At 48.0% G+C, this 23,630-nt stretch carries 22 protein-coding genes and 1 tRNA gene; 18 read left to right on the top strand and 5 right to left on the bottom strand.

The window, feature by feature from the left end; genetic code table 11:
- The first annotated feature begins 73 nt into the window (after positions 1–73).
- Both ACTHUF_RS03590 and ACTHUF_RS03585 read left to right on the top strand, forming a co-directional pair.
- Positions 74–409, top strand: a complete 336-nt coding sequence (locus tag ACTHUF_RS03590) for a YbaB/EbfC family nucleoid-associated protein (protein WP_003678854.1) — start codon at positions 74–76, stop codon at positions 407–409.
- Positions 410–752: 343 nt separating this feature from the next.
- A complete protein-coding gene (locus tag ACTHUF_RS03585) occupies positions 753–1,319 on the top strand; it encodes a hypothetical protein (RefSeq protein ID WP_440407091.1) in 567 nt (188 codons plus the stop codon).
- Between the two features lie 252 nt (positions 1,320–1,571).
- Here the strand turns inward: ACTHUF_RS03585 and ACTHUF_RS03580 are convergent.
- Positions 1,572–1,647, bottom strand: a tRNA-Asn gene (locus tag ACTHUF_RS03580).
- A 139-nt stretch (positions 1,648–1,786) separates the two neighbouring features.
- The gene (locus tag ACTHUF_RS03575; RefSeq protein ID WP_315094679.1) at positions 1,787–2,278 is read right to left on the bottom strand and encodes a NemA protein; all 492 of its coding nucleotides are present in this window, start codon (positions 2,276–2,278) and stop codon (positions 1,787–1,789) included.
- A 180-nt stretch (positions 2,279–2,458) separates the two neighbouring features.
- Here ACTHUF_RS03575 and dapF point away from each other — a divergent pair, with 180 nt between their 5' ends.
- The 4 genes from dapF (at position 2,459) to ACTHUF_RS03555 (ending at position 5,603) form a co-directional block, all read left to right on the top strand.
- Positions 2,459–3,310, top strand: coding sequence for a diaminopimelate epimerase (dapF, locus tag ACTHUF_RS03570; protein WP_063068033.1), 852 nt, complete (start codon positions 2,459–2,461; stop codon positions 3,308–3,310).
- A complete protein-coding gene (locus ACTHUF_RS03565) occupies positions 3,307–3,909 on the top strand; it encodes a hypothetical protein (protein WP_315094682.1) in 603 nt (200 codons plus the stop codon). Before dapF ends, ACTHUF_RS03565 begins: the two co-directional genes overlap by 4 nt.
- Before the next feature lie 106 nt (positions 3,910–4,015).
- Positions 4,016–4,948: a cysteine synthase A gene (gene cysK, locus ACTHUF_RS03560; RefSeq protein ID WP_094192812.1), complete on the top strand. Its 933-nt coding sequence runs from the start codon at positions 4,016–4,018 to the stop codon at positions 4,946–4,948.
- A 154-nt stretch (positions 4,949–5,102) separates the two neighbouring features.
- Positions 5,103–5,603 (top strand): membrane lipoprotein lipid attachment site-containing protein, encoded by a 501-nt coding sequence (locus tag ACTHUF_RS03555; RefSeq protein WP_371444493.1) that lies wholly within the window; start codon positions 5,103–5,105, stop codon positions 5,601–5,603.
- An 85-nt stretch (positions 5,604–5,688) separates the two neighbouring features.
- Here the strand turns inward: ACTHUF_RS03555 and ACTHUF_RS03550 are convergent, their stop codons facing one another.
- Positions 5,689–6,072, bottom strand: a complete 384-nt coding sequence (locus ACTHUF_RS03550) for a YkvA family protein (protein WP_049349066.1) — start codon at positions 6,070–6,072, stop codon at positions 5,689–5,691.
- A gap of 463 nt (positions 6,073–6,535) precedes the next feature.
- Between ACTHUF_RS03550 and sdhC the strand changes: the two genes are divergently transcribed.
- The 12 genes from sdhC (at position 6,536) to sucD (ending at position 20,064) form a co-directional block, all read left to right on the top strand.
- Positions 6,536–6,913, top strand: a complete 378-nt coding sequence (sdhC, locus tag ACTHUF_RS03545; protein WP_049349064.1) for a succinate dehydrogenase, cytochrome b556 subunit — start codon at positions 6,536–6,538, stop codon at positions 6,911–6,913.
- Positions 6,907–7,248: a succinate dehydrogenase, hydrophobic membrane anchor protein gene (gene sdhD, locus ACTHUF_RS03540; protein WP_003745591.1), complete on the top strand. Its 342-nt coding sequence runs from the start codon at positions 6,907–6,909 to the stop codon at positions 7,246–7,248. Before sdhC ends, sdhD begins: the two co-directional genes overlap by 7 nt.
- Before the next feature lie 2 nt (positions 7,249–7,250).
- The gene (sdhA, locus tag ACTHUF_RS03535) at positions 7,251–9,014 is read left to right on the top strand and encodes a succinate dehydrogenase flavoprotein subunit (protein ID WP_440407087.1); all 1,764 of its coding nucleotides are present in this window, start codon (positions 7,251–7,253) and stop codon (positions 9,012–9,014) included.
- 119 nt (positions 9,015–9,133) lie between these two features.
- Positions 9,134–9,841, top strand: coding sequence for a succinate dehydrogenase iron-sulfur subunit (locus tag ACTHUF_RS03530; RefSeq protein ID WP_003678833.1), 708 nt, complete (start codon positions 9,134–9,136; stop codon positions 9,839–9,841).
- 3 nt (positions 9,842–9,844) lie between these two features.
- On the top strand, positions 9,845–10,093 hold the full coding sequence (locus ACTHUF_RS03525; RefSeq protein WP_003678830.1) for an FAD assembly factor SdhE: 249 nt from the start codon (positions 9,845–9,847) through the stop codon (positions 10,091–10,093).
- A gap of 123 nt (positions 10,094–10,216) precedes the next feature.
- On the top strand, positions 10,217–11,500 hold the full coding sequence (gltA, locus tag ACTHUF_RS03520) for a citrate synthase (RefSeq protein ID WP_440407085.1): 1,284 nt from the start codon (positions 10,217–10,219) through the stop codon (positions 11,498–11,500).
- 210 nt (positions 11,501–11,710) lie between these two features.
- Positions 11,711–14,539: a 2-oxoglutarate dehydrogenase E1 component gene (locus tag ACTHUF_RS03515; RefSeq protein WP_440407083.1), complete on the top strand. Its 2,829-nt coding sequence runs from the start codon at positions 11,711–11,713 to the stop codon at positions 14,537–14,539.
- A gap of 99 nt (positions 14,540–14,638) precedes the next feature.
- Positions 14,639–15,820, top strand: a complete 1,182-nt coding sequence (gene odhB, locus ACTHUF_RS03510) for a 2-oxoglutarate dehydrogenase complex dihydrolipoyllysine-residue succinyltransferase (protein WP_440407081.1) — start codon at positions 14,639–14,641, stop codon at positions 15,818–15,820.
- Between the two features lie 259 nt (positions 15,821–16,079).
- Entirely contained in the window at positions 16,080–17,513 is a 1,434-nt protein-coding gene (gene lpdA, locus ACTHUF_RS03505) for a dihydrolipoyl dehydrogenase (protein WP_440407079.1), read from the top strand.
- A gap of 124 nt (positions 17,514–17,637) precedes the next feature.
- Positions 17,638–17,925, top strand: coding sequence for a hypothetical protein (locus tag ACTHUF_RS03500; RefSeq protein ID WP_002242554.1), 288 nt, complete (start codon positions 17,638–17,640; stop codon positions 17,923–17,925).
- Between the two features lie 71 nt (positions 17,926–17,996).
- Positions 17,997–19,163 (top strand): ADP-forming succinate--CoA ligase subunit beta, encoded by a 1,167-nt coding sequence (sucC, locus tag ACTHUF_RS03495; RefSeq protein ID WP_049352726.1) that lies wholly within the window; start codon positions 17,997–17,999, stop codon positions 19,161–19,163.
- Between the two features lie 10 nt (positions 19,164–19,173).
- On the top strand, positions 19,174–20,064 hold the full coding sequence (gene sucD / locus ACTHUF_RS03490; protein ID WP_002221113.1) for a succinate--CoA ligase subunit alpha: 891 nt from the start codon (positions 19,174–19,176) through the stop codon (positions 20,062–20,064).
- Positions 20,065–20,227: 163 nt separating this feature from the next.
- On the opposite strand, the gene ACTHUF_RS03485 is transcribed toward sucD, so the two are convergent.
- The gene (locus ACTHUF_RS03485) at positions 20,228–21,466 is read right to left on the bottom strand and encodes a GIY-YIG nuclease family protein (protein ID WP_440407077.1); all 1,239 of its coding nucleotides are present in this window, start codon (positions 21,464–21,466) and stop codon (positions 20,228–20,230) included.
- 2 nt (positions 21,467–21,468) lie between these two features.
- Positions 21,469–23,607, bottom strand: coding sequence for a helicase-related protein (locus ACTHUF_RS03480; RefSeq protein ID WP_440407075.1), 2,139 nt, complete (start codon positions 23,605–23,607; stop codon positions 21,469–21,471).
- Positions 23,608–23,630: the final 23 nt, after the last annotated feature.

The raw sequence follows: 23,630 nt of genomic DNA, 5'->3' as shown, positions 1-23,630 counted from the left end.
GCCGTCTGAAAGGCAATAGCGTTTTCAGACGGCATGAGCGAAACCCATTTATTCAAACCCATAGGAGTAAAACATGTTTGGAAAAGCCGGATTAGGCGGCCTGATGAAACAGGCCCAACAAATGCAGGAAAACATGAAAAAGGCACAAGCCAAGCTGGCTGAAACCGAAGTTGAAGGTGAAGCAGGCAATGGTTTGGTGAAAGTCGTGATGACCTGTTCCCACGTTGTCCGCAAACTTGAAATCAGCCCTGATTTGATTCAAGAGGCTGCTGACGACAAAGAAATGCTGGAAGATTTGGTATTGGCCGCCATCAATGCCGCTTCTGAAAAAGCCGAAGAAACCACCAATAAAACCATGGGCGCATTCACCCAAGGCCTGCCAGCAGGCATGGGCGATTTCTTCCGCTAAACCCGCGCCGCAAAGCAAATAAAGGTCGTCTGAAACGCTGAAAAAGCAATTTTCAGACGGCCTTTGGATTATCTGTTTTGCAGATTGAAATCAACATATCGGCAGTTATGCCGCCGCAGGTATATTGAGTGCGCCATTGCATTCAAACCCGCTCAATCAATATTATTGGATTAACTTTAAACCAGTACGGCGTTGCCTCACCTTAGCTCAAAGAGAACGATTCTCTAAGGTGCTGAAGCACCAAGTGAATCGGTTCCGTACTATCTGTACTGTCTGCGGCTTCGTCGCCTTGTCCTGATTTAAATTTAATCCACTATAAAAACCAACCGACACACCAAATAAAATGCAACCGTCCCTTCTCATCCGCTCACTTCTTTTAAGCTGTATACTCGCAGCAGCAAGCGCAAACAGTCTTGCCGCTGAAACTGTCATTACTTCTCCGGATAAGCAGTTCAGCGTCAGAAAAATCTGCAACCATAAAACCCAAGAATGCTCTTTCTTTGCAGGCAAAAAAGCCATCGAAAAAAATCTCCCTGAAAACAGGATAAGCCATGAATGGCTTGGCAATACTTTCGCATTAAGAATCAGCTTCGGGTCGTATGATTCCTACACCACCTTCGCCGACCGCACCCACAAGCCCCATACGCTTTCCTCCGTCATTGCCGCCGACGGCAAAACGCAATGCGCAGTGACCGCAGATAATAAAGGCGTTTCTTTCTATTCGTTATTTCATGAAAAACCGGTCAAATTCATTGCCGCAAACGACAAAAAATTCGGCTTCACCCGAGATGTTGCCACGCTGGAATCCGTTGTCAAAGCAGAATTCAAAGGCAAGAAAGTCCACATGACGTATATGAACAAAGCCGAACGCAATGTCTCGGTCGTTTTGAACAATCCGTGTGTGAAATGATGTGTCAAGTTTAAGGCTGTCTGAAAAGACGCTGTCCATTTCAAAACGAAACAGCCCGAAACCTGACTGAAAAAGGTTTCGGGCTGTTTGCACTTGTTTGCCAGACGAAGCGGGTAGGGCGTAAGGTTGCCAGTTTGGCGGATAGAGACCTTGGCAAAGGTCTCATGAGGATTCATGGGCTTTCTTTGGGAAAGAACAAGCGTTCCTTATTGATGTAAAAAAGCCTGAACAGAAGTTCAGGCTTTTTAAATTTGGCTCCCCGACCTGGGCTCGAACCAGGGACCTGCGGATTAACAGTCCGTCGCTCTACCGACTGAGCTATCGGGGAATGGGGCGTATTATAATGGCTGGAAAAAATGTGTCAATCAATATTTTTAAGAAAATGGTGCAAAATATTTCAAATATTTGAATGTTAAAAATATTTTGTAATCAAGTTTCACATACTCCCCAGCCGTTTCAAACGGCCTTTAGTATTTGGCGTTAACCAATTTGCCGTTTTGGAATACTTGTTGCTGCATCACCGTGCCGTTGTAAGCGTAAGTGGTTAACGAGCCGTTGCTTGGCGTGGCACGGAACTGCATCAGCTGGTTACGGCTGAGGACATAGGGGTCCGTGCGTTTTTGGCTGTTGTCGCTGTAAAAGTCTTGGACGACATATTCGTTGTTGCGTTTGCTGATCAGTTGGCGATGAAAGCCGCCTTTGACTGCGCTGTTGCTGGGTGTGCCGTGTGCATCGAAATAGGTCACGATTTGTTCTTCTGAGATACGGATGCTGTCTGAATCTGTGCCTTTGGTGGTTTTGGTTTTATCCAAGCCGACAGGGATGTTGATGGATGTACCCAAGCCGACATGGCGGCCGATGCTGGTGCCGACGCCTAAGCCGACGGAAACGCCGGGTGTGCCGACTGTACATGCGCTGAGTGAAGCAGCCAAAAGGGCAGGTAAGAGAACTTTTTTCATAATGTGTATCCTTGTAATAAGAAATGTTTGTAATGTGGGAAGTATAGTATTTTTGCGGGGTGGCTGGTGTTAGTATTGGTAAAAGGGAGCAAGGCTGTCTGAAAAACAAGATAGAAACGGATATATCATTCTGGTGTAGAATGTGCCGAAATAATGATTTAATAAGAATGTGAATGAATAATGAAAACTTTGAAATTTACGAAGATGCACGGCTTGGGCAATGATTTTATGGTGGTTAATGCCATTGAACAGGACTTTGATCCGTTGACTGCGCCGCTTGCCCAATGGGCAGACCGCTATCGCGGCGTGGGTTTTGATCAGTTTTTGGTAGTGGAGAAGCCTTCTTCTGATGCGGTCGATTTTCGGTACCGCATTTTCAATGCCGATGGTCGGGAAGTAGAGCAGTGCGGTAATGGCGCGCGTTGTTTTGCGCGTTTTGTCGCGGATAAGGGTTTGACGGATAAAACGGAAATTTTAGTCGAAACGGCCAAAGGAATTATTGTGCCTAAGCTGTTGGATAACGGTTTGGTTACCGTCAATATGGGTAAACCGCGTTTCATGCCGTCTGAAATTCCGTTTGTGCCTGCACATGGTGAAAATGAAGATGCGTTGACACATATTGTCTTAGTCGGTTTGGAGTCTGTACCGGTAAGTTGCGTGAATATGGGTAATCCTCATGCGGTAATTTTGGTTGATAATGTTGAAACAGCACCGGTGGAGCATTGGGGCGGCGCTATTGAATCGCACGAGCAGTTTCCTGAACGGGTCAATGTCGGCTTTTTGCAGGTTGAAGATGAATTATCAGTCCGCCTGCGCGTGTTTGAACGCGGGGTGGGGGAAACTCAGGCTTGCGGCACTGGAGCGTGTGCGGCCGTGGTGGCAGGCGTGCGCAATGGCTTGCTGAAAGCGGGTGCGCCTGTGCGTGTTACTTTGCCTGGTGGCGAATTGTTTATCAGTTGGGAAGAGGGTGGCGATGTGCAAATGACTGGCCCTGCGGAAACCGTTTTTGAAGGCGAGTTGCAGTATTCATGATGGTTTCTTTGGATTTTTGGTTTGCCATTGCGTATGCTGCGGTATCGTTGGCATTTATTTTTCGCGCGCAGCGGTTTCAATGGCTTTGGGCTGCGGTGTTGTTGTGGCTGGGGATTTCGGCACTGGGCGCGCGCTTGTTGCCCGGAATGTGGGGCTTTACGCATACAGGCCCTTTGTTTATCCCTCATTTTTATCTGACAATCGCCAGTATTTTTTTCTTTATCGATGACTGCAGTAAAACGGAAGACAAAAAGTTTTGGTCGGCAGGCGAGTATGCCGGTTTGACCTTATTTGCGGTTTCCAATGTTGTCATGACTTTGGCTTTTGTTTTCTTGGCAGGCGTGGTTTATTTCATCTTGCCGCTGGCAGGCTCGGTTTTTGCATGGGTGGCCTTACTGAAAATTTATGCTTTGAAACCCATTTATTGGTTTGCATTGCAGGGCGTCCTGATGTTGGTGTTTTATCTGCACAGAGTGGTTGTTTGCAAGCAGCCTGCCTCTCTTTTCAGTATGCGGCAGATGTGGGCAGGCTGGATGGTTGCCGTCGTGATGCAGGCTGTGGTTGCCGTTGCATTGATTTTTGAGCGCAGTGGATATTGACCGCGCTTGAACCAAAAGTTATAAAGAAAGAAATTTTCGATATTGGTTTTTCAGACGGCCTGAGTTTAATATGCAGGCTGTATTACATCTAAATCAGGAGCAGGAAATGAAAATTGCAAATAATATTACCGAGCTGATCGGCAACACACCTCTGGTGAAACTGAACCGCCTGACCGAAGGTTTAAAAGCGCAAATCGCCGTTAAACTTGAATTCTTTAATCCGGGCAGCAGCGTGAAAGACCGTATTGCCGAATCTATGATTGAAGCGGCCGAGCAAGCCGGTAAAATCAATAAAGATACCGTTATCGTTGAGGCGACCAGCGGCAATACCGGTATCGGTTTGGCCATGGTGTGTGCGGCCCGGGGGTATAAATTGGCCATCACCATGCCTGAAAGCATGAGTAAAGAACGCAAAATGCTGCTGCGTGCGTTTGGTGCAGAATTGATTTTGACCCCAGCTGCCGAAGGCATGGCAGGTGCTATCGCCAAAGCCCAATCTTTGGTGGACGAGCATCCGGGCACTTATTTCATGCCGCGCCAATTTGATAACGAGGCCAATCCTGAAGTTCACCGTAAAACCACTGCCGAAGAAATTTGGCGCGATACAGACGGTAAAGTGGATATTTTCGTGGCTGGTGTGGGTACGGGCGGTACGATTACCGGCGTGGGCGAAGTGTTGAAAAAATACAAACCCGAAGTTCAAATCGTGGCTGTCGAGCCTGAAGCTTCCCCGGTATTGAGTGGTGGCGAAAAAGGCCCTCATCCGATTCAAGGTTTGGGTGCAGGCTTTATCCCCAGCGTTTTGAATACGACTGTTTACGACAGCATTTCCAAAGTACCTAACGAGGCAGCGTTTGAAACTGCACGCGCTATGGCCGAAAAAGAAGGCATTTTGGTGGGTATTTCTTCAGGTGCGGCAGTATGGAGCGCTTTGCAACTGGCCAAAAAACCTGAAAACGAAGGCAAGCTGATCGTTGTCTTGTTGCCGTCATATGGCGAGCGCTATCTTTCTACACCTCTGTTTGCCGATTTGGCATAATATAGGATTGTTGTTAAAAGGCCGTTTTCAGACGGCCTTTTTTGCGTATGGGCTTGAGATATCGTATGAAATCTGTTGTAATTCAGTAAATGAGCTTTGAATACCGTTATTCAAAAGTTGGTTTCTTCAACGAATCATGCTTATAATGCGCATTATGAAAAAATACATTCTTCCTATCCTTGCCGTAGCGGCACTTGCCGGTTGTGAATCGATTTATGTTCCAACATTGAAAGAAGTGCCAGTTCGACCAACCAATGTTAAAAAGCCTAAGGCTGATTCACAAGTTTCAGCTACCGGTTATCATTTGGCTCCTTCGCATTGGGCAGATGTTTCCAAGATTCATGATGAAGCACGTCGCTTGAGTACCCAAGTGAGCCAAGGTAGTCTGACCAAAGTTCAGGCTGCCCAATATTTGAACCGCTTCCGAATCCAACAAGTGGGACGCAACTCTGTCGATGACAGTATGTACGAAGTTTATCTGCGTTCTGCCGTTGACAGCCAACGTGGTGAAATTACTACCGAGCAATCCAAACAGTACATCCAAGGTGCTTTGCGCGGTTGGCAACAACGCTGGAAAAACATGGATACTAAGCCAAGCAATCCTGCGTTTACCAACTTCTTGATGGAAGTTATGGGTATGCAGCCTTTGAAATAAAAAAGTCATAAACCGAGAAGGCCGTCTGAATATTCAGACGGCCTTCTTTTTGCATTTTATATCGGTATTGTTGAACTCTATCTAATCAAGAGCCAAACAGCTTGTCAGCCGCTTGACGGGCTTTTTCTTTGATGTCTTCGGTCAGGTAGTTTTTCATTTGAGAATAAACCAACGCAATGACGGCAATGTCATCACTGAAGCCAAATGGAATCAGAAGATCGGGAATGCTGTCGATAGGGCTGAGGAAGTAAACCAGTGCGCCGACAATAATCATTTTGGCGCGTTTGGGTGTATGTTCGGATTCCCAGAGATAATAAAGCGCATAAAGCTGGCGGACGACAGGTTTGCCCAAGCGGCCGGCAAAACGTCCAAGTTTTTTCATGAAGCCGGATGTGTCTAAGTTTCGACGGCGGAAGGAGGGGATGTAGTCTTCCGGATCGGGTGTGTTTTGATGAGGGGAGTGTGCCATGATTGAGCTTCCTTTTTAAGGTATGGAAACATGGTGGGTGTTGCGTTGTATTTTAGTCTATTTGGGGGCGGATAAAATGCTTATGAATGTATAACTATGTAATAGTGATACCAATGCTGCAATAGTAATAAGTTAAGAAAGGCATATGCCTTTGTAAAAATGGCGTTTAAGAATGAGAATTTATCTTGCAGTTGATATGATTCTCAAGTCATGATGATGTTATCGTCAGTGTTGCGGCGGGCAGGGTGGCTTAATTGCAGGAAAGTCACAAAAAGACCAATCATACAAAAAAAAATTTAGAAATGATTATTTGATTTTATTGGTATTTTGGTAAAAACCATTGGAGTACTCATAAATTACACTGTTCAAAATGAGATAAAACAGGTAAATTATGGTTTATGTAGCTTATTGTAGTCTTGAGCTATAGGTTTTGAGCTGATAATAAATCATAGAGGAACTGACCATGTCCGCCAAATCACGCCCGGTATTTTTGGAAATTCCCAATATCCGATTGCCCATACCGGGGATTGTATCTATTCTTCACCGTATCAGCGGCGTCGGCTTGTTTTTGATGCTGCCTGTTCTTTTATACCTCTTCTCAGGAACATTGGATCGCGAATCGTCGTTTGAAGCATATCGTTCCGTTATTTCTAATCCGTTTGTGAAGTTGATCCTCATCGGTCTGCTGTGGGCGTATCTGCACCATTTCTTTGCCGGCATCCGCTTTCTGTTTTTGGATGCGCATAAAGGCTTGGAGCTGAATACCGCGCGCAATACCGCTAAAGCCGTATTTGCTTCTGCATTGGTTTTGACTGTCGTTTTGGGAGCTTTATTATGGTAGATCGTAAATTGACAGGTGCGCATTACGGTTTGCGCGATTGGGCAATGCAGCGTGCAACTGCGGTTATCATGTTGGTGTACACCGTAGTTCTTTTGGTTGTTTTGTTCACGTTGCCTAAAGAATATTCGGCATGGCAGGCATTTTTTGATCAAACTTGGGTGAAAGTGTTTACCCAAGTGAGCTTCTTGGCCGTATTTTTGCATGCGTGGGTAGGTATCCGTGATTTGTGGATGGACTACATTAAGCCTTTCGGCGTGCGTTTGTTTTTACAAGTCGCCACCATCGTTTGGTTGGTAGGTTGCTTGGTGTATTCAGTTAAAGTAATTTGGGGGTAAATATGAGTTTTCCTGTTCGTAAGTTTGATGCCGTGATTGTTGGCGGTGGTGGTGCAGGTTTACGCGCAGCCTTCCAATTGTCTAAATCTGGTTTGAATTGTGCTGTTTTGTCTAAAGTGTTCCCGACCCGTTCTCATACCGTGGCGGCTCAGGGCGGTATTTCTGCTTCATTGGGTAATGTGCAGGAAGACCGTTGGGATTGGCACATGTACGATACCGTGAAAGGTTCCGACTGGCTGGGCGACCAAGATGCGATTGAGTTTATGTGTCGCGCCGCGCCTGAGGCAGTGATTGAATTGGAACACATGGGTATGCCTTTTGACCGCGTAGAAAGCGGCAAAATTTACCAACGTCCTTTCGGCGGCCATACTGCCGAGCACGGTAAACGTGCGGTAGAACGTGCTTGCGCGGTTGCCGACCGTACCGGTCATGCGATGTTGCATACGTTGTACCAACAAAACGTCCGTGCCAATACACAATTCTTTGTGGAATGGACGGCGCAAGATTTGATTCGTGATGAAAACGGCGACGTCGTCGGTGTAACCGCCATGGAAATGGAAACCGGCGAAGTTTATATTTTCCACGCTAAAGCTGTGATGTTTGCTACCGGCGGTGGCGGCCGTATTTATGCGTCTTCTACCAATGCCTATATGAATACCGGCGATGGTTTGGGTATTTGTGCCCGTGCAGGTATTCCGTTGGAAGACATGGAATTCTGGCAATTCCACCCGACTGGTGTGGCCGGTGCGGGTGTGTTGATTACCGAGGGTGTGCGTGGTGAAGGCGGCATTTTGTTGAACGCCAACGGCGAACGCTTTATGGAACGTTATGCCCCGACCGTAAAAGACTTGGCTTCCCGTGACGTGGTTTCCCGTGCAATGGCAATGGAAATCTACGAAGGTCGTGGCTGTGGTAAAAACAAAGACCACGTATTGCTGAAAATCGACCATATCGGTGCAGAAAAAATTATGGAAAAACTGCCGGGCATCCGCGAGATTTCCATTCAGTTTGCCGGTATCGACCCGATTAAAGACCCGATTCCTGTCGTGCCGACTACCCACTACATGATGGGCGGTATTCCGACCAATTATCATGGCGAAGTTGTCGTTCCTCAAGGCGACGAATACGAAGTGCCTGTAAAAGGCCTGTATGCCGCAGGTGAGTGCGCCTGTGCTTCCGTACACGGTGCAAACCGCTTGGGTACCAACTCTTTGCTGGACTTGGTGGTATTTGGTAAAGCTGCCGGCGACAGCATGATTAAATTCATCAAAGAGCAAAGCGGTTGGAAACCTCTGCCTGCTAATGCCGGCGAATTGACCCGTCAACGTATCGAGCGTTTGGACAACCAAACCGGCGGTGAAAACGTTGATGCTTTGCGTCGTGAGCTGCAACGTTCTGTTCAGTTGCACGCCGGCGTGTTCCGTACCGATGAGATTCTGAGCAAAGGCGTTCGAGAAATCATGGCGATTGCCGAGCGTGTGAAACGTACTGAAATCAAAGATAAGAGCAAAGTGTGGAATACCGCGCGTATCGAAGCCTTGGAATTGGATAATCTGATTGAAGTAGCGAAAGCGACTTTGGTGTCCGCCGAAGCACGTAAAGAATCGCGCGGCGCGCACGCTTCAGACGACCATCCTGAGCGTGATGACGAAAACTGGATGAAACATACCCTGTATCATTCAGATACCAACACCTTGTCTTACAAACCGGTACATACCAAGCCTTTGAGCGTGGAATACATCAAACCGGCCAAACGCGTTTATTGATGAGTTTTCAGACGGCCTTTATCTTGGAGGCCGTCTGAAACCTAACCATACCCACATTGAACTGCCTGAATCCATAATACAAAATCATTGGGCAGTTTATGAGAAAAGGAACACTTCTCATGGAAAAAATGAGTTTTGAAATTTACCGTTACAACCCGGACGTTGATGCCAAACCTTATATGCAACGTTACGAGTTGGAATTGGAACCAACCGACGTTAAACTTTTGGACGCTTTGGTGCGCCTGAAAGCACAAGACGATACATTGTCTTTCCGCCGTTCTTGCCGCGAAGGTATTTGCGGTTCTGACGGTATGAACATCAACGGCAAAAACGGCTTGGCATGTCTGACTGATTTGCGTAGCCTGAAACAGCCGGTCAAAATCCGTCCTCTGCCGGGTCTGCCTGTTATCCGCGACCTGATTGTGGACATGACCCAATTCTTCAAACAATATCATTCCATCAAACCTTATGTTGTCAATGACAATCCGATTGATGCGGACAAAGAGCGGTTGCAAACTCAGGAAGAGCGTAAAGAGTTGGACGGTTTGTACGAATGTATTTTGTGTGCCTGCTGCTCGACTGCTTGCCCGTCATTCTGGTGGAATCCTGATAAATTCGTCGGTCCGTCTGGTTTGCTGAATGCTTACCGCTTCATTGCGGACAGCCGCGATACCATTACTAATGAACGTTTGGATAATTTGAACGACCCATACCGTTTGTTCCGCTGTCACACCATTATGAACTGCGTAGACGTATGTCCTAAACACTTGAATCCGACCCGAGCCATCGGTAAGATTAAAGAGATTATGTTGAAACGAGCCGTTTAAGAAATGATGGTTTTTGACGATATTGCCAAACGGAAAATCCGTTTTCAAACCCGCCGGGGATTATTGGAATTAGATTTAATCTTCGGTAGGTTCATGGAAAAAGAATTCGAGCACCTGAGTGATCAGGAATTGTCCGAATTTTCCGAAATCCTCGAATTTCAAGACCAAGAGTTGCTTGCCTTGATTAACGGACATTCGGCGACGGACAAGAAGCACCTGATTCCCATGCTTGAAAAAATCAGACAGGCATGATGTGTTATAGAGCTTGTTTGCGATACCGATCCGAACAAGCTCTTTCCATACGGAGGCCGTCTGAAAAAAAGACCATGCCGCTTAGACGGCAACGAAAGCCCCAACCTACAAAGGAGTTTAAGAATGTCTAAATCAGTCAAGCTCACCACCCCAAATCAAGAGACCTTGGAACTGCCAGTATTGGAAGCAAGTATCGGCCATGATGTGGTTGATATCCGTACTTTGACTAAAAATACAGGTCTGTTTTCCTTCGACCCCGGATTCGTATCAACCGCAAGTTGCGAATCCAAAATCACTTATATTGATGGCGATGAAGGTCTGTTGTATTACCGTGGTTATCCTATCGAGCAGCTGGCCGAAAAATCTGATTACTTGGAAGTTTGCTACCTGTTGATTTACGGCGAACTGCCTACCCCTGAACAGAAAAAAGAATTTGATGCCACAGTCAGCCGTCACACTATGGTACATGAACAGCTGACTTGGTTCTTCCGCGGGTTCCGTCGCGATGCGCATCCGATGGCGATGATGGTGGGTGTGGTTGGCGCGCTGTCTGCGTTCTATCAAGACAGCTTGGATATTACCAATCCTGAACACCGCAAAATCGCGATTTACCGCTTAATCTCCAAAATTCCGACCATTGCGGCAATGTGTTACCGTTATTCCAACGGTTTGCCGTTCAATTATCCCAAAAATAACCTTTCCTATGCTGAAAACTTCTTGCACATGATGTTTGCCACACCATGTGAAGAATATAAACCTAATCCAGTATTGGCCCGCGCGCTCGACCGCATCTTTATTTTGCATGCCGATCACGAGCAAAATGCGTCAACTTCAACCGTGCGTTTGGCCGGTTCTTCCGGTGCGAACCCGTTTGCCTGTATCGCAGCCGGTATCGCTTGCCTGTGGGGTGCTTCACACGGCGGTGCAAACGAAGCCGTGTTGAAAATGCTGGATGAAATCGGCGATGTTTCGAATGTAGCCGAATACATGGAAGGTGTGAAACAACGCAAATACCGCCTGATGGGCTTCGGTCACCGCGTATACCGCAATATGGACCCGCGCGCCAGCATCATGCGCGAAACCTGCTATGAAGTCTTGAAAGAGTTGGGTTTGGAAGACAGTCCGAAATTCAAACTGGCAATGGAATTGGAACAAATTGCACTGAAAGACCCATTCTTTGTCGAACGCAAACTGTATCCAAACGTCGATTTCTACTCCGGCATCGTTTTGTCCGCATTAGGTATTCCAACTGAAATGTTTACCGTTATCTTTGCGTTGTCCCGCAGTGTAGGCTGGATTTCACATTGGCATGAAATGATTAGCGATCCGACACTGAAAATCGGCCGCCCACGTCAACTGTATACCGGTGCGGAACGTCGTGATTATGTTCCGGTGGATAAGCGCTAATAGACAATATATTAATATATTGTTGAAAAGTCGTTTGAAAAAATCGAATTGTTGTTTTCAATAAGGTTGACCCGTAATTAATTAAGTTGATAACAGGTAATTTGATTTAAAATAGGGTAGAATAAAGTGTCATTTCAGACGGCCTGAATTCCGTTCGGAGAACACGGGATTCTACCCTTTGTTTATATTTTAAAGAAAAGAGCTCACGCCATGATGGACGAAAAACTCAATTTCTCTTATCTGTTTGGTTCTAATGCGCCATACATCGAGGAGTTGTATGAAAAGTTTCTGGAAAACCCGGAATCTGTCGATGAAAAATGGAAACAGTATTTTACAGATTTGAGTAAACAGCCGGGCGCAGTCGCTGTCGATGTTGCCCACACACCGATTCGTGAATCATTTGCCACTTTGGCTAAAAAGAAAATTGCATCTGCTGTTGCAGGCGGTGTGGATGAGGCAATGATGAAAAAGCAAGTCAGCGTTTTGCGACTGATTTCTGCCTATCGTATTCAAGGCGTGGGTGCGGCCCAACTTGATCCGCTCAAACGTATTCCCCCTCAAAACATCGAAGCACTCGACCCTAAATTCCACGGTCTGTCTGATGCCGACATGGCGCTTCAATTCAATATGGGCGAGGGCGACTTTTCCGGTCAAGGCAAATTGCCCCTTTCCCAAATCATCAGCAATCTAAAACAAACCTACTGCGGCCACATCGCATTGGAATATATCTATATTCCCAATACTGAAGAGCGTCGTTGGGTGCGCAATTATTTTGAAAGCGTATTGTCCACACCGCATTACAATGCCGATCAAAAACGCCGCATTTTGAAAGAAATGACTGCCGCCGAAACTTTGGAACGTTATCTGCATACCAAATATGTCGGTCAAAAACGTTTCGGTGTCGAAGGTGGTGAAAGCGCGATTGCCGGTTTGAACTACCTGATTCAAAACGCCGGTAAAGACGGCGTGGAAGAAGTCATCATCGGTATGGCACACCGTGGCCGTCTGAATGTTTTGGTTAACATCTTGGGCAAAAAACCGGCCGATCTGTTTGCCGAATTTGAAGGCCGTGCCGAAATCAAATTGCCTAGCGGCGACGTGAAATACCACATGGGCTTCAGCTCCGACATTGCTACGCCACACGGTCCAATGCACGTTTCTTTGGCATTTAACCCGTCACACTTGGAAATTGTGAACCCGGTAGTGGAAGGTTCTGCGCGCGCCAAACAAAAACGTTTGGGCGAAAACGGCCGCGACAAAGTTTTGCCGGTATTGATTCACGGTGACTCCGCATTTATCGGTTTGGGTGTTAACCAAGCAACATTCAACCTGTCTAAAACACGCGGTTATACCACTGGCGGTACTGTTCACATCGTGATCAACAACCAAATCGGCTTTACTACTTCCGATACCCGTGATACCCGTTCTACCGTACACTGTACCGATATTGCGAAAATGGTTTCCGCTCCGGTTATCCACGTGAACGGCGATGATCCGGAACGCGTTTGCTTTGCCATTCAAGCCGCTTTGGATTACCGCAAAAAATTCCATAAAGACATCGTGATCGACGTTGTCTGCTACCGTAAATGGGGCCACAACGAGGGCGATGATCCGACCTTGACCCAACCGATGATGTACAAAAAAGTATCGCAACACCCGGGTGCGCGTGCTTTGTACACCGAACAACTGATTGCCGAAGGCGTGGTCACCCAAGCTGAGGCTGACGGTTACATCCAAGCCTACCGTGATGCTTTGGACAAAGGCGAACATGTTGAACAAACAACTTTGAGCAACTTCCAACGCACACAAATCGACTGGAGCAAATACCAAGGCAAAGATTGGCGCGAAAAAATCGAAACCGGTTTGCCTGCTGCCGACATCGAGCGTCTTACCGAGAAATTCACCGCCGTACCGGAAGGCTTTGCCCTGCATCCGACTGCAAAACGTGTGATCGAAGCGCGTAAAGCCATGGCATCCGGCAAACAGCCTATCGACTGGGGTATGGCCGAAACCCTCGCATACGCAAGCCTGCTGACCAAAGGTCATGGTGTGCGTATCTCCGGTGAGGACTCCGGCCGCGGTACATTCTCACACCGTCATGCCGTTCTGCACGATCAAAAACGCGAAAAATGGGACGACGGTACTTATGTTCCTCTGCGCAACATGGGCGAAGGCTTGGGCGAGTTCCTGGTTATCGACTCTATCTTGAACGAAGAAGCCGTGATGGCGTTCGAGTACGGCTTTGCCTGCTCCGCTCCTGACAAGCTGACCATTTGGGAAGCGCAATTCGGTGACTTCGCCAACGGCGCACAAGTAACTATCGACCAATTCCTGTCTTCAGGCGAAACCAAATGGGGTCGTTTGTGCGGCCTGACTACCATCCTGCCGCACGGTTACGACGGTCAAGGCCCTGAGCACTCTTCTGCACGCGTAGAACGTTGGTTGCAACTGTGTTCTGAAAACAATATGCAAGTCATCATGCCGTCTGAAGCGTCGCAAATGTTCCACCTCTTGCAACGCCAAGTCTTGGGTTCATACCGCAAACCGCTGGTGATTTTCATGTCCAAACGCCTGTTGCGCTTCAAAGGTGCAATGAGCCCGTTGGAAAATTTCACCGAAGGTTCGACTTTCCGTCCGGTTATCGGCGATACTGCCGAACGCGCAAGCAACGACAGCGTGAAACGCGTAGTCTTGTGTGCCGGTCAGGTTTACTATGACTTGGAAGCTGGCCGTGTCGAGCGTAAACTGGAAGATGATGTTGCTATCGTCCGCGTTGAGCAGCTGTATCCGTTCCCATACGAAGAGGTTAAAGCTGAACTGGCGAAATATCCGAACGCAAAATCTGTGGTTTGGGCACAAGAAGAGCCGAAAAACCAAGGCGCGTTCTACCAAATCCGCCACCGCATCGAAGGCGTTATCAGCGAAGAGCAAAAACTGTCTTATGCCGGTCGTCCAAGCAGCGCATCGCCTGCAGTGGGCTACTCAAGCAAACACATTGCTCAATTGAAACAATTGGTTGAAGACGCTTTGGCGTTGTAAGCCTGGCGGCATTCCGTTTGAAATTGTTCAGGCGGAATGCCCATATGCAGAATTAAAAACACACAACAGGCCGTCTGAAAGGGCCATTGGAGACACAAAATGATTATTGATGTAAAAGTACCTATGCTGTCTGAAAGCGTATCTGAAGGCACGCTCTTGGAATGGAAGAAAAAAGTTGGCGAAGCAGTTGCCCGTGACGAAATCCTGATCGATATCGAAACTGACAAAGTGGTTTTGGAAGTACCTTCTCCACAAGCCGGCGTATTGGTTGAAATCGTAGCGCAAGACGGTGAAACCGTTGTTGCCGACCAAGTTTTGGCTCGTATCGATACAGCCGCTACCGCCACTGCTGAAGCACCTGCCGCCGCGCCTGCAGAAGCTGCCCCAGCAGCCGCTCCAGCTGCCGCACAAAACAACGCCGCTATGCCTGCCGCTGCCAAACTGGCTGCCGAGACCGGTGTTGACGTGAACGCATTGCAAGGCTCCGGCCGTGACGGTCGCGTCTTGAAAGAAGACGTACAAAATGCCGCTGCCAAACCTGCCGCAGCCGCTGCTCCTGCCGTTGCACTTCCTGCCGGCGCACGTCCTGAAGAACGCGTACCGATGAGTCGCCTGCGTGCCCGTGTTGCAGAACGCCTCTTGGCTTCTCAACAAGAAAACGCTATTCTGACTACATTCAACGAAGTCAACATGAAACCAATCATGGACTTGCGTGCGAAGTACAAAGAAAAATTCGAGAAAGAACACGGAGTAAAACTGGGCTTCATGTCCTTCTTCGTTAAAGCCGCTGTTGCCGCCCTGAAAAAATATCCGGTTGTGAATGCTTCTGTTGACGGCAAAGACATCGTGTACCACGGCTACTTCGACATCGGTATCGCGATTGGCAGCCCACGCGGTTTGGTTGTGCCTATCTTGCGCGATGCCGACCAAATGAGCATTGCCGACATCGAACAAGCAATTGTTGATTACGCGAAAAAAGCTAAAGACGGCAAAATCGCTATCGAAGATCTGACCGGCGGTACATTCAGTATTACCAACGGCGGTACTTTCGGTTCTATGATGTCCACCCCGATCATCAACCCGCCTCAATCTGCGATTTTGGGTATGCACGCCACTAAAGAGCGCGCTGTGGTTGAAAACGGCCAAGTTGTTGTCCGTCCAATGATGTATCTGGCTCTGTCTTACGACCACCGTATCATTGATGGCCGCGAAGCCGTATTGACTTTGGTAGCCATTAAAGACGCGTTGGAAGACCCAGCCCGCCTGTTGTTGGATCTGTAATCGTTTCAGACGGCCTTTTATTTATTAATGAAAAGGCCGTCTGAATTTTTATTTAGATGTAGCGTAATGTAGTATCGTGCTACAATAGGCTCAACGAACGATTGAGGCCGTCTGAAACATTTGATTCGAATGAATCGGCAGATATGGACTTTCAGACGGCCTTTTCTTAAAACCATCAAAACGCAGTCATTCAAAATAAAAAAGAAACAAAAAGTATCGTTTTTATTTTGAGATTCTGCCGAAAGCAAAGGATGACACGATGTCTCAATATGATGTAGTAGTGATTGGTGCAGGCCCGGGCGGATACGTTGCCGCCATCCGTGCCGCGCAACTGGGTTTCAAAACCGCTTGCGTCGATGCAGGCGTCAACAAAGCTGGCGATGCCCCTGCCTTGGGCGGTACTTGTTTGAACGTAGGCTGTATCCCTTCTAAAGCCCTGTTGCAATCCAGCGAACATTTCCACGCAGCGCAACACGAGTTTGCCGAACACGGTATCACTGTCGGCGACGTAAAATTCGACGCGGCCAAAATGATTGAGCGCAAAGATGCCATCGTGACCAAACTGACCGGCGGCGTGAAATTCCTGTTCCAAAAAAACAAAGTAACCAGCCTGTTCGGTACTGCTTCCTTTGCCGGTAAAAATGGCGATGCTTACCAAATCGAAGTCGATAACAAAGGTGAGAAAACCGTTATCGAAGCCAAACACGTCATCGTAGCGACCGGTTCCGTACCGCGTCCGCTGCCACAAGTCTCTATCGACAACGTAAACGTATTGGACAACGAAGGTGCATTAAACCTGATCGAAGTGCCCGCCAAACTCGGCGTGATTGGTTCCGGCGTGATTGGTTTGGAAATGGGTTCCGTATGGAACCGCGTGGGTGCAGAAGTTACCATTCTTGAAGCTGCGCCGACCTTCCTGGCTGCAGCAGACCAACAAATCGCCAAAGAAGCCTTCAAATACTTCACCAAAGAGCAAGGCTTGAGTATCGAATTGGGCGTGAAAATCGGCGACATCAAATCTGAAGGCAAAGGCGTTTCTGTTGCTTACGAAACTGCTGCCGGCGAAGCCAAAACCAAAGTATTCGACAAACTGATCGTTGCCATCGGCCGTATTCCAAACACCAAAGGCCTGAACGCCGAAGCCGTCGGCTTGGAAAAAGACGAACGCGGCTTTATCAAAGTGGACGGCGAATGCCGTACCAACCTGCCTAACGTATGGGCAATCGGCGACGTGGTCCGCGGCCCGATGTTGGCACACAAAGCCAGCGACGAAGGCGTTGCCGTTGCCGAGCGCATTGCCGGTCAAAAACCGCATATCGACTTCAACAACGTTCCGTTTGTTATTTACACCGACCCTGAAATCGCTTGGGTGGGTAAAACCGAAGAGCAACTCAAAGCCGAGGGCGTGGAGTACAAAAAAGGTACTTCAGGTTTCGGCGCAAATGGTCGCGCATTGGCCATGGGCAAAGCCAAAGGTACGGTTAAAGTATTGGCAGATGCCAAAACCGACCGCATCTTGGGCGTGCACATGATCGGCCCGGTTGTCAGCGAATTGGTTACCGAAGGCGTGACTGCGCTCGAATTCTTCGCCAGCAGCGAAGACATCGCCCGCATTATCCATGCCCACCCAACCTTGTCCGAAGTGGTTCACGAAGCTGCCTTGGCGGCCGACAAACGCGCTTTGCACGGTTGATAGACATTAAGGCCGTCTGAAACTTTTCAGACGGCCTTAAGGCCTTCGACAAATTGAATGTTTCGATAGCTTCGTTTTCTGATTTATAATTCCGTCAGACAAACACACAGCATTTACATTCATTATGAACAAAGAAATAGTCGGTATTTTCTTTATACCGGCGGGCATCATCAGCATGTGTATGGCCGCATTGTGGCAGATGTATGTGATGATGACCGAAACTTATACGCTCAACCGTTTCAAAGATAAAGAATTGGTTTGGCGCGTGGCATTGTTGTTTATCAGTTTCAGCCTTGCCGTTTATCTGCTCTGCCCGAATTCGCGTAAAAAAGGCATTGTCTTTTTTATTCTCGGAGGAGGTGGCGCAACCATGTATCTGCTGGCGCGGATGTGGTTGCCCTTCAGTAAATAGTAGGGCCGTCTGAAAATATGGGATTGGCCGCAGGGCGATTCCTAAAACCCACTCACCTTAAGGAGAAATCCATGAATTTACACGAGTATCAGGCTAAAGAACTGCTGGCTAGCTACGGTTTGCCCGTACAAGGCGGTATTTTGGCACACAACGGCGAAGAAGCCGCTGCAGCTTACGACAAATTGGGCGGCAAATTCGCTGTTGTCAAAGCACAAGTACACGCCGGCGGCCGCGGTAAAGCGGGCGGCGTAAAAGTCGTTAAAAGCCGCGAAGAAGCTAAAGAAGTGGCTGAAAGCCTGATTGGCACCAACTTGGTAACTTACCAAACCGATGCCAACGGCCAACCTGTCAACAGCGTTTTGGTTTGCGAAGACATGTATCCGGTTCAAACCGAGCTGTACTTGGGCGCAGTGGTTGACCGTTCTACCCGCCGCGTTACATTCATGGCTTCTACCGAAGGCGGCGTGGAAATCGAAAAAGTTGCTGCCGAAACTCCAGAAAAAATCTTCAAAGTAACCGTTGATCCGCTGGTCGGCCTGCAACCTTGCCAAGCTCGCGAAGTTGCCTTCCAACTGGGCTTGAAAGACAAACAAATCAACGAGTTCGTCAAACTGATGACCGGAGCGTACAAAGCGTTTGTCGAAAACGACTTCGCCCTGTTTGAAGTAAACCCATTGGCAGTTCGCGAAAACGGCGACTTGGCCTGTGTGGACGGCAAAATCGGCATCGACAGCAACGCGCTCTACCGTCTGCCGAAAATTGCCGCTTTGCGCGACAAATCTCAAGAAAACGAACGCGAGCTGAAAGCTTCCGAATTCGACCTGAACTATGTTGCCCTGGAAGGTAACATCGGCTGTATGGTGAACGGTGCCGGTTTGGCGATGGCCACTATGGACATCATCAAACTGAAAGGCGGCCAACCTGCCAACTTCTTGGACGTTGGCGGCGGCGCAACCAAAGACCGCGTGGTTGAAGCGTTCAAACTGATTCTGGAAGACAAATCCGTTAAAGGCGTATTGATCAACATCTTCGGCGGTATCGTACGTTGCGACATGATTGCGGAAGCCATCGTGGCAGCCGTTAAAGAAATCAACGTCAACGTGCCTGTCGTTGTTCGTTTGGAAGGTAACAACGCCGAACTCGGCGCGAAAATCCTGAACGAATCAGGTCTGAAACTGACTTCTGCAGACGGCCTGAATGACGCAGCCGAAAAAATTGTTGCAGCCGTAAACGCCTAAGGAGAAAAGAATGAGCGTATTGATTAATAAAGACACCAAAGTATTGGTTCAAGGTTTCACCGGTAAAAACGGTACTTTCCACTCCGAACAAGCTCTGGCTTACGGCACTAAAGTTGTCGGCGGCGTTACCCCGGGTAAAGGCGGTCAAACCCACCTGAACCTGCCTGTGTTCAACACCATGAAAGAAGCGGTTAAAGAAACCGGCGCGGACGCGTCTGTAATTTACGTTCCAGCTCCGTTTGTTTTGGATTCTATCGTTGAAGCAGTTGATTCAGGCGTAGGCTTGGTCGTTGTGATTACCGAAGGCGTGCCAACTCTGGACATGCTCAAAGCCAAACGTTACTTGGAAACCAACGGCAACGGTACCCGCTTGGTCGGCCCTAACTGCCCTGGCGTGATTACTCCGGGTGAGTGCAAAATCGGTATTATGCCGGGCCACATCCACACTCCGGGCCGCATCGGTATTATTTCCCGTTCCGGTACATTGACTTACGAAGCTGTAGCACAAACCACCAAACTGGGCTTGGGTCAATCAACCTGTATCGGTATCGGCGGCGACCCGATTCCTGGTATGAACCAAATCGACGCACTGAAACTCTTCCAAGAAGACCCAGATACCGACGCCATCATCATGATCGGTGAAATCGGCGGTACTGCGGAAGAAGAAGCAGCCGAATACATCCAATCCAACGTAACCAAACCTGTTGTAGGTTACATCGCTGGTGTTACCGCTCCTAAAGGCAAACGTATGGGCCACGCCGGTGCGATTATCTCCGGTGGTAAAGGTACTGCCGAAGAAAAATTCGCCGCTTTCGAAAAAGCCGGTATCGCTTACACCCGCAGCCCTGCCGAGTTGGGTACTACTATGCTGGAAGTGTTGAAAGCAAAAGGTTTGGCATAAGACTTAAGTCTTTAAGCTGAATTGAAAAGGCCGTCTGAAGTTTTCAGACGGCCTTTAATTTAAGGGATAAATGGCAGATAAGAATTTCTACAAATCAAACCAATATTGGTAAGGACAATGCCGAAAGGGCATATGGATAGAATCCCCTAATTATTAAACTGTTTTACTTCATCAGTTTTTGAACGATTTTCCCAGTTGTATTGTCCATTCGGTATTGGTTAATTGTACCGTTGACAATATATTCAGCGGCTTTTTCAATGACATCCAATCCGACATCAAACCATTCGTTTGGAATGTAACTTTTCCCGTCTTTTCCCATCAAACGGATATTCAGTTTTTGCGCAGCAAAGAAAGCGTGCAATAAACGCTCGAACGTATGCGGATTGATATTGCGACATTCAAAAGACAATACAGGGACAACTTTGCTTTCCAAGAAAGCAGTATCGTTTTCCGCATTAGCGATTCTGTTTTCCACCGTATCCGTCGTGAGGCCTATTTTATAGAGATTTTTATAGGCGGCAAGCTGCGGTTTGGGTTGAAGCAGTTTGACGATGTAAAGATGTCCAGTTACCAAATCCGGTTGATTATCGGCAGTCAAAATATCCGGCAGGGCTTCAGTATCGGCCAGCATGACTTTTTTACCGTTTTCATCTTTATAGACAGCGCGGGCGAGCGAACGGGTCAGGATGTTTGATTCCGTCCCGTTTTCATAAATAACGCGCAACCGTCTGTTTCCTCTTGTACTTTTTCTATCTTCTGTCTCCGCAAAATCAGCGACGTAACACAAAGCCCCGTGTAATAGGAACACATCGCCCGGCTGAAGGAAGGTTTCAGTTTTGAGGCGTTCAAAATGGGCTTTACCGTGTTTGAGCATGTGGTGGATTTGTTTGAACCAAGCTTCAAACCGCCAAAAGTCCGCACAGGGTTGCCGTACCGCATTGTCTTCGTCCGTATAGGGAGCACCATTTATCGTCTTCTGCTGTATGTGTTCTATCCTGAAAATATCCGTATTGCCCACGTCGAGCAGGTTTAAATCATCATTGTTGAAGATATCCTCCAGCGTAACCACATTTTCTGCTTTAGAGCGTTCCGTTTTTTCAGACGGCCTTAGCAGATTGAGCGTATCGTATTGTCGGAGGGTTTCACAATGCTGTTTGTTGTTCAGCAAGGCTTGCCATTTTCTGTCTAAAATTTTCTCATCCAAATTACCGTCTTTATTCGGTAAACGCCCATGCCGTCTGAAAAACGCTTCGACTTCGCCGAATGTTTGTAAAACCATTGCATCGGCATTGGCTTTGGCGGCAATCGGTTTGACATCGGCAAGCAGGCCTAAATCGTCATGATTGAAAATATCGTCCAAGCTGTTGATTTTAGAATCAATGCGCATACCTTTTAGCAACATATTCAGCCCCTTGCCATGCGTTCCGCTTTTTTGTTGCGGATATAGATTAAGGCCTCGCCCATGCGTTTTTCCAAGGGGTCGTCTGAATCTTTGTCAGGTATCCGATTGTTGGTGCGGACAAATTCATTGATACGCGGCCACAGCATAGCGGCCTCATCTTCCGTCATTTGGATGCGGTCAGCCTGTACATAATCCTGAATCGCTTTCAACAGCGGCGCGTCCACATTTTTGGACAAGACTTCATATGCGTCCCTGAAAGGATTGACTTCGCGGATTAAATCCACATTCAACCTATCCACATTGATAAATTTTTCGCCGACTTTGACAAAACGGTTGTCAGCAGTTTTGACTTCGCCTGTTTGCAGATTTTTGATTTTCGCATTGTCAGGCAAATCTCGTTCCCTGACGGTTTCTTCAACAGAATAACTCTGCCCGGCTTCTTGCAACTTAACCGTATCGACAAAAAAATCTCCCTGCCTGATATAGGTTTTTTCGCCTTCGATAAGCGCGTTATCGGGCAAATCCTTGCCGTCTTTGATACCGCCGCCCTGGGTTACTGCCATTTTAGTCAGCGTCCCTTGCACGATTTGGTCTTGCTCTTCTACCGACAGATCGGGATAACGGCAGGCAACAATTTTCGGCAGCGCAGTTTCATTGACGGCAGAAGCAGGCGTGTCTTCCTGAATATAGCGTTTGGCATTTTGCGTATCCTGTACCAACGCAGCGATAAGGTCGTCTGAATCCTTATTCAGAATATCGACGACTTTTTTAGAGGCAGGCAGCGTCGTATCGTCGATAATCACATCGCCCGGATTGGGCTGTTCCTCCGGCCTCATATCAGAGCGGCGGCGGAAAGTGATATTGGGCGCCAACACCTGCTCCATCAGCAGCGACAGCGTAATCGCCTTTAAAAGATTATTAACTGACACTTTGACATCTTCATCTGCCGCATCAGGCTGCGCAATCAGATTGGTAAATTGAGCATGGGTTTTCCCCTCGCAATCCCGGGTGGTGCGACCGATGATTTGGACGACTTCCGTCATCGAGCTGCGATAGCCTATGGTCAGTACATGTTCGCAATAAGGCCAGTCGAAACCCTCCTTCGCCATACCCAGCGCAACAATAATATCCATATCATCGCGCGATTTGATATTGCGTAAATATGCCTGGATTAAAGAACGGTCGGATGTTTTACGGTCGTCCACCAAGTCTGCCAGTTTCAGCAGCCTGCCGTCATGCGCTTTGACCGTGATGATGCCTGTTTCGCGGTCTTTTTTCACAAAATCGCCCAAGGTGCCGATGATGTGGTCGACTGCCGAATATTTATCGACCGCCGCTTCGCCCGAATTGACGTTGGGAATATGGATAATCGTCTTTTTCGACGGATCGAGCACTTCACCCAAAGCATTGAGATAGCGGCCTTGGTAGAAATGGTAGCCCAATCCCAAAGATTTCAAATATCGGTAGCCGTTGAGTTGTTCATAGTAGGTGTAGGTTACTTTTTCAAACTTGGCTTCATCTTCTTCGCTCAAAATCGGTACGGCATCGCCTCGGAAGTACGAGCCGGTCATGGCGATAATATGAGCCGAGGAGTTGCGCATGATTTCGTCCAAGACTGCGCCCAAACGATTGTTTTCTTCCGCCGACACATGATGGAACTCGTCAATCGCCACCAGCGTGTCATTAAATGCCCCGACATCTGCGAGTTTGTCGAAAGCAAAGCGGAAAGTCGCATGGGTGCAGACCAAAACTTGGTCATTGCCGCGCATAAAGCGGATAAAGGCATCCACTTTGCCTTGGTCTTTATCGTCGCCGCTGCCGGTGCAGAGATTGTTTTCCGGCTTGACGCGCCAATCGGCAAAAAAGCCGTGTTTCGCCAATTCGGTATCGGCAAACGAGCCGCCGATGGACATTTCGGGTACGGCGATAATCGCTTTTTTGATGCCTTGATGGGCCAGCTTGTCCAAAGCCAAAAACATCAGCGCGCGGGATTTGCCTGAGGCGGGCGGCGCTTTGAGCAGCAGATATTGCGCGTCGCGTTTGGCAAACGCTTTGGCCTGCATTTCGCGCATACCCATATTGTTTGGTTTGGTGCTGTTGCCGGTTTGTCCGTATTCGACGTGGAGCAGGGGGATAGTCAAGATATTTTCCTTTTAAAGACGGT

This window comes from Neisseria sp. P0024.S006, assembly GCF_051956595.1.
Classification (GTDB): Bacteria; Pseudomonadota; Gammaproteobacteria; order Burkholderiales; family Neisseriaceae; genus Neisseria.
Note: the sequence above shows the minus strand (reverse complement) of the source record. Positions and strands in the feature narration are given on the sequence as shown.

Coding starts and splice junctions, on each gene's coding strand:
- ACTHUF_RS03515 (WP_440407083.1), top strand. CDS start 11,711: ATGATGGACGAAAAACTCAATTTCTCTTATCTGTTTGGTTCTAATGCG.
- ACTHUF_RS03590 (WP_003678854.1), top strand. CDS start 74: ATGTTTGGAAAAGCCGGATTAGGCGGCCTGATGAAACAGGCCCAACAA.
- dapF (WP_063068033.1), top strand. CDS start 2,459: ATGAAAACTTTGAAATTTACGAAGATGCACGGCTTGGGCAATGATTTT.
- sdhD (WP_003745591.1), top strand. CDS start 6,907: ATGGTAGATCGTAAATTGACAGGTGCGCATTACGGTTTGCGCGATTGG.
- odhB (WP_440407081.1), top strand. CDS start 14,639: ATGATTATTGATGTAAAAGTACCTATGCTGTCTGAAAGCGTATCTGAA.
- sdhA (WP_440407087.1), top strand. CDS start 7,251: ATGAGTTTTCCTGTTCGTAAGTTTGATGCCGTGATTGTTGGCGGTGGT.
- sdhC (WP_049349064.1), top strand. CDS start 6,536: ATGTCCGCCAAATCACGCCCGGTATTTTTGGAAATTCCCAATATCCGA.
- cysK (WP_094192812.1), top strand. CDS start 4,016: ATGAAAATTGCAAATAATATTACCGAGCTGATCGGCAACACACCTCTG.
- sucC (WP_049352726.1), top strand. CDS start 17,997: ATGAATTTACACGAGTATCAGGCTAAAGAACTGCTGGCTAGCTACGGT.
- ACTHUF_RS03530 (WP_003678833.1), top strand. CDS start 9,134: ATGGAAAAAATGAGTTTTGAAATTTACCGTTACAACCCGGACGTTGAT.
- sucD (WP_002221113.1), top strand. CDS start 19,174: ATGAGCGTATTGATTAATAAAGACACCAAAGTATTGGTTCAAGGTTTC.
- ACTHUF_RS03585 (WP_440407091.1), top strand. CDS start 753: ATGCAACCGTCCCTTCTCATCCGCTCACTTCTTTTAAGCTGTATACTC.
- ACTHUF_RS03525 (WP_003678830.1), top strand. CDS start 9,845: ATGATGGTTTTTGACGATATTGCCAAACGGAAAATCCGTTTTCAAACC.
- ACTHUF_RS03555 (WP_371444493.1), top strand. CDS start 5,103: ATGAAAAAATACATTCTTCCTATCCTTGCCGTAGCGGCACTTGCCGGT.
- ACTHUF_RS03485 (WP_440407077.1), bottom strand. CDS start 21,466: ATGTTGCTAAAAGGTATGCGCATTGATTCTAAAATCAACAGCTTGGAC.
- ACTHUF_RS03550 (WP_049349066.1), bottom strand. CDS start 6,072: ATGGCACACTCCCCTCATCAAAACACACCCGATCCGGAAGACTACATC.
- ACTHUF_RS03575 (WP_315094679.1), bottom strand. CDS start 2,278: ATGAAAAAAGTTCTCTTACCTGCCCTTTTGGCTGCTTCACTCAGCGCA.
- gltA (WP_440407085.1), top strand. CDS start 10,217: ATGTCTAAATCAGTCAAGCTCACCACCCCAAATCAAGAGACCTTGGAA.
- lpdA (WP_440407079.1), top strand. CDS start 16,080: ATGTCTCAATATGATGTAGTAGTGATTGGTGCAGGCCCGGGCGGATAC.
- ACTHUF_RS03565 (WP_315094682.1), top strand. CDS start 3,307: ATGATGGTTTCTTTGGATTTTTGGTTTGCCATTGCGTATGCTGCGGTA.
- ACTHUF_RS03500 (WP_002242554.1), top strand. CDS start 17,638: ATGAACAAAGAAATAGTCGGTATTTTCTTTATACCGGCGGGCATCATC.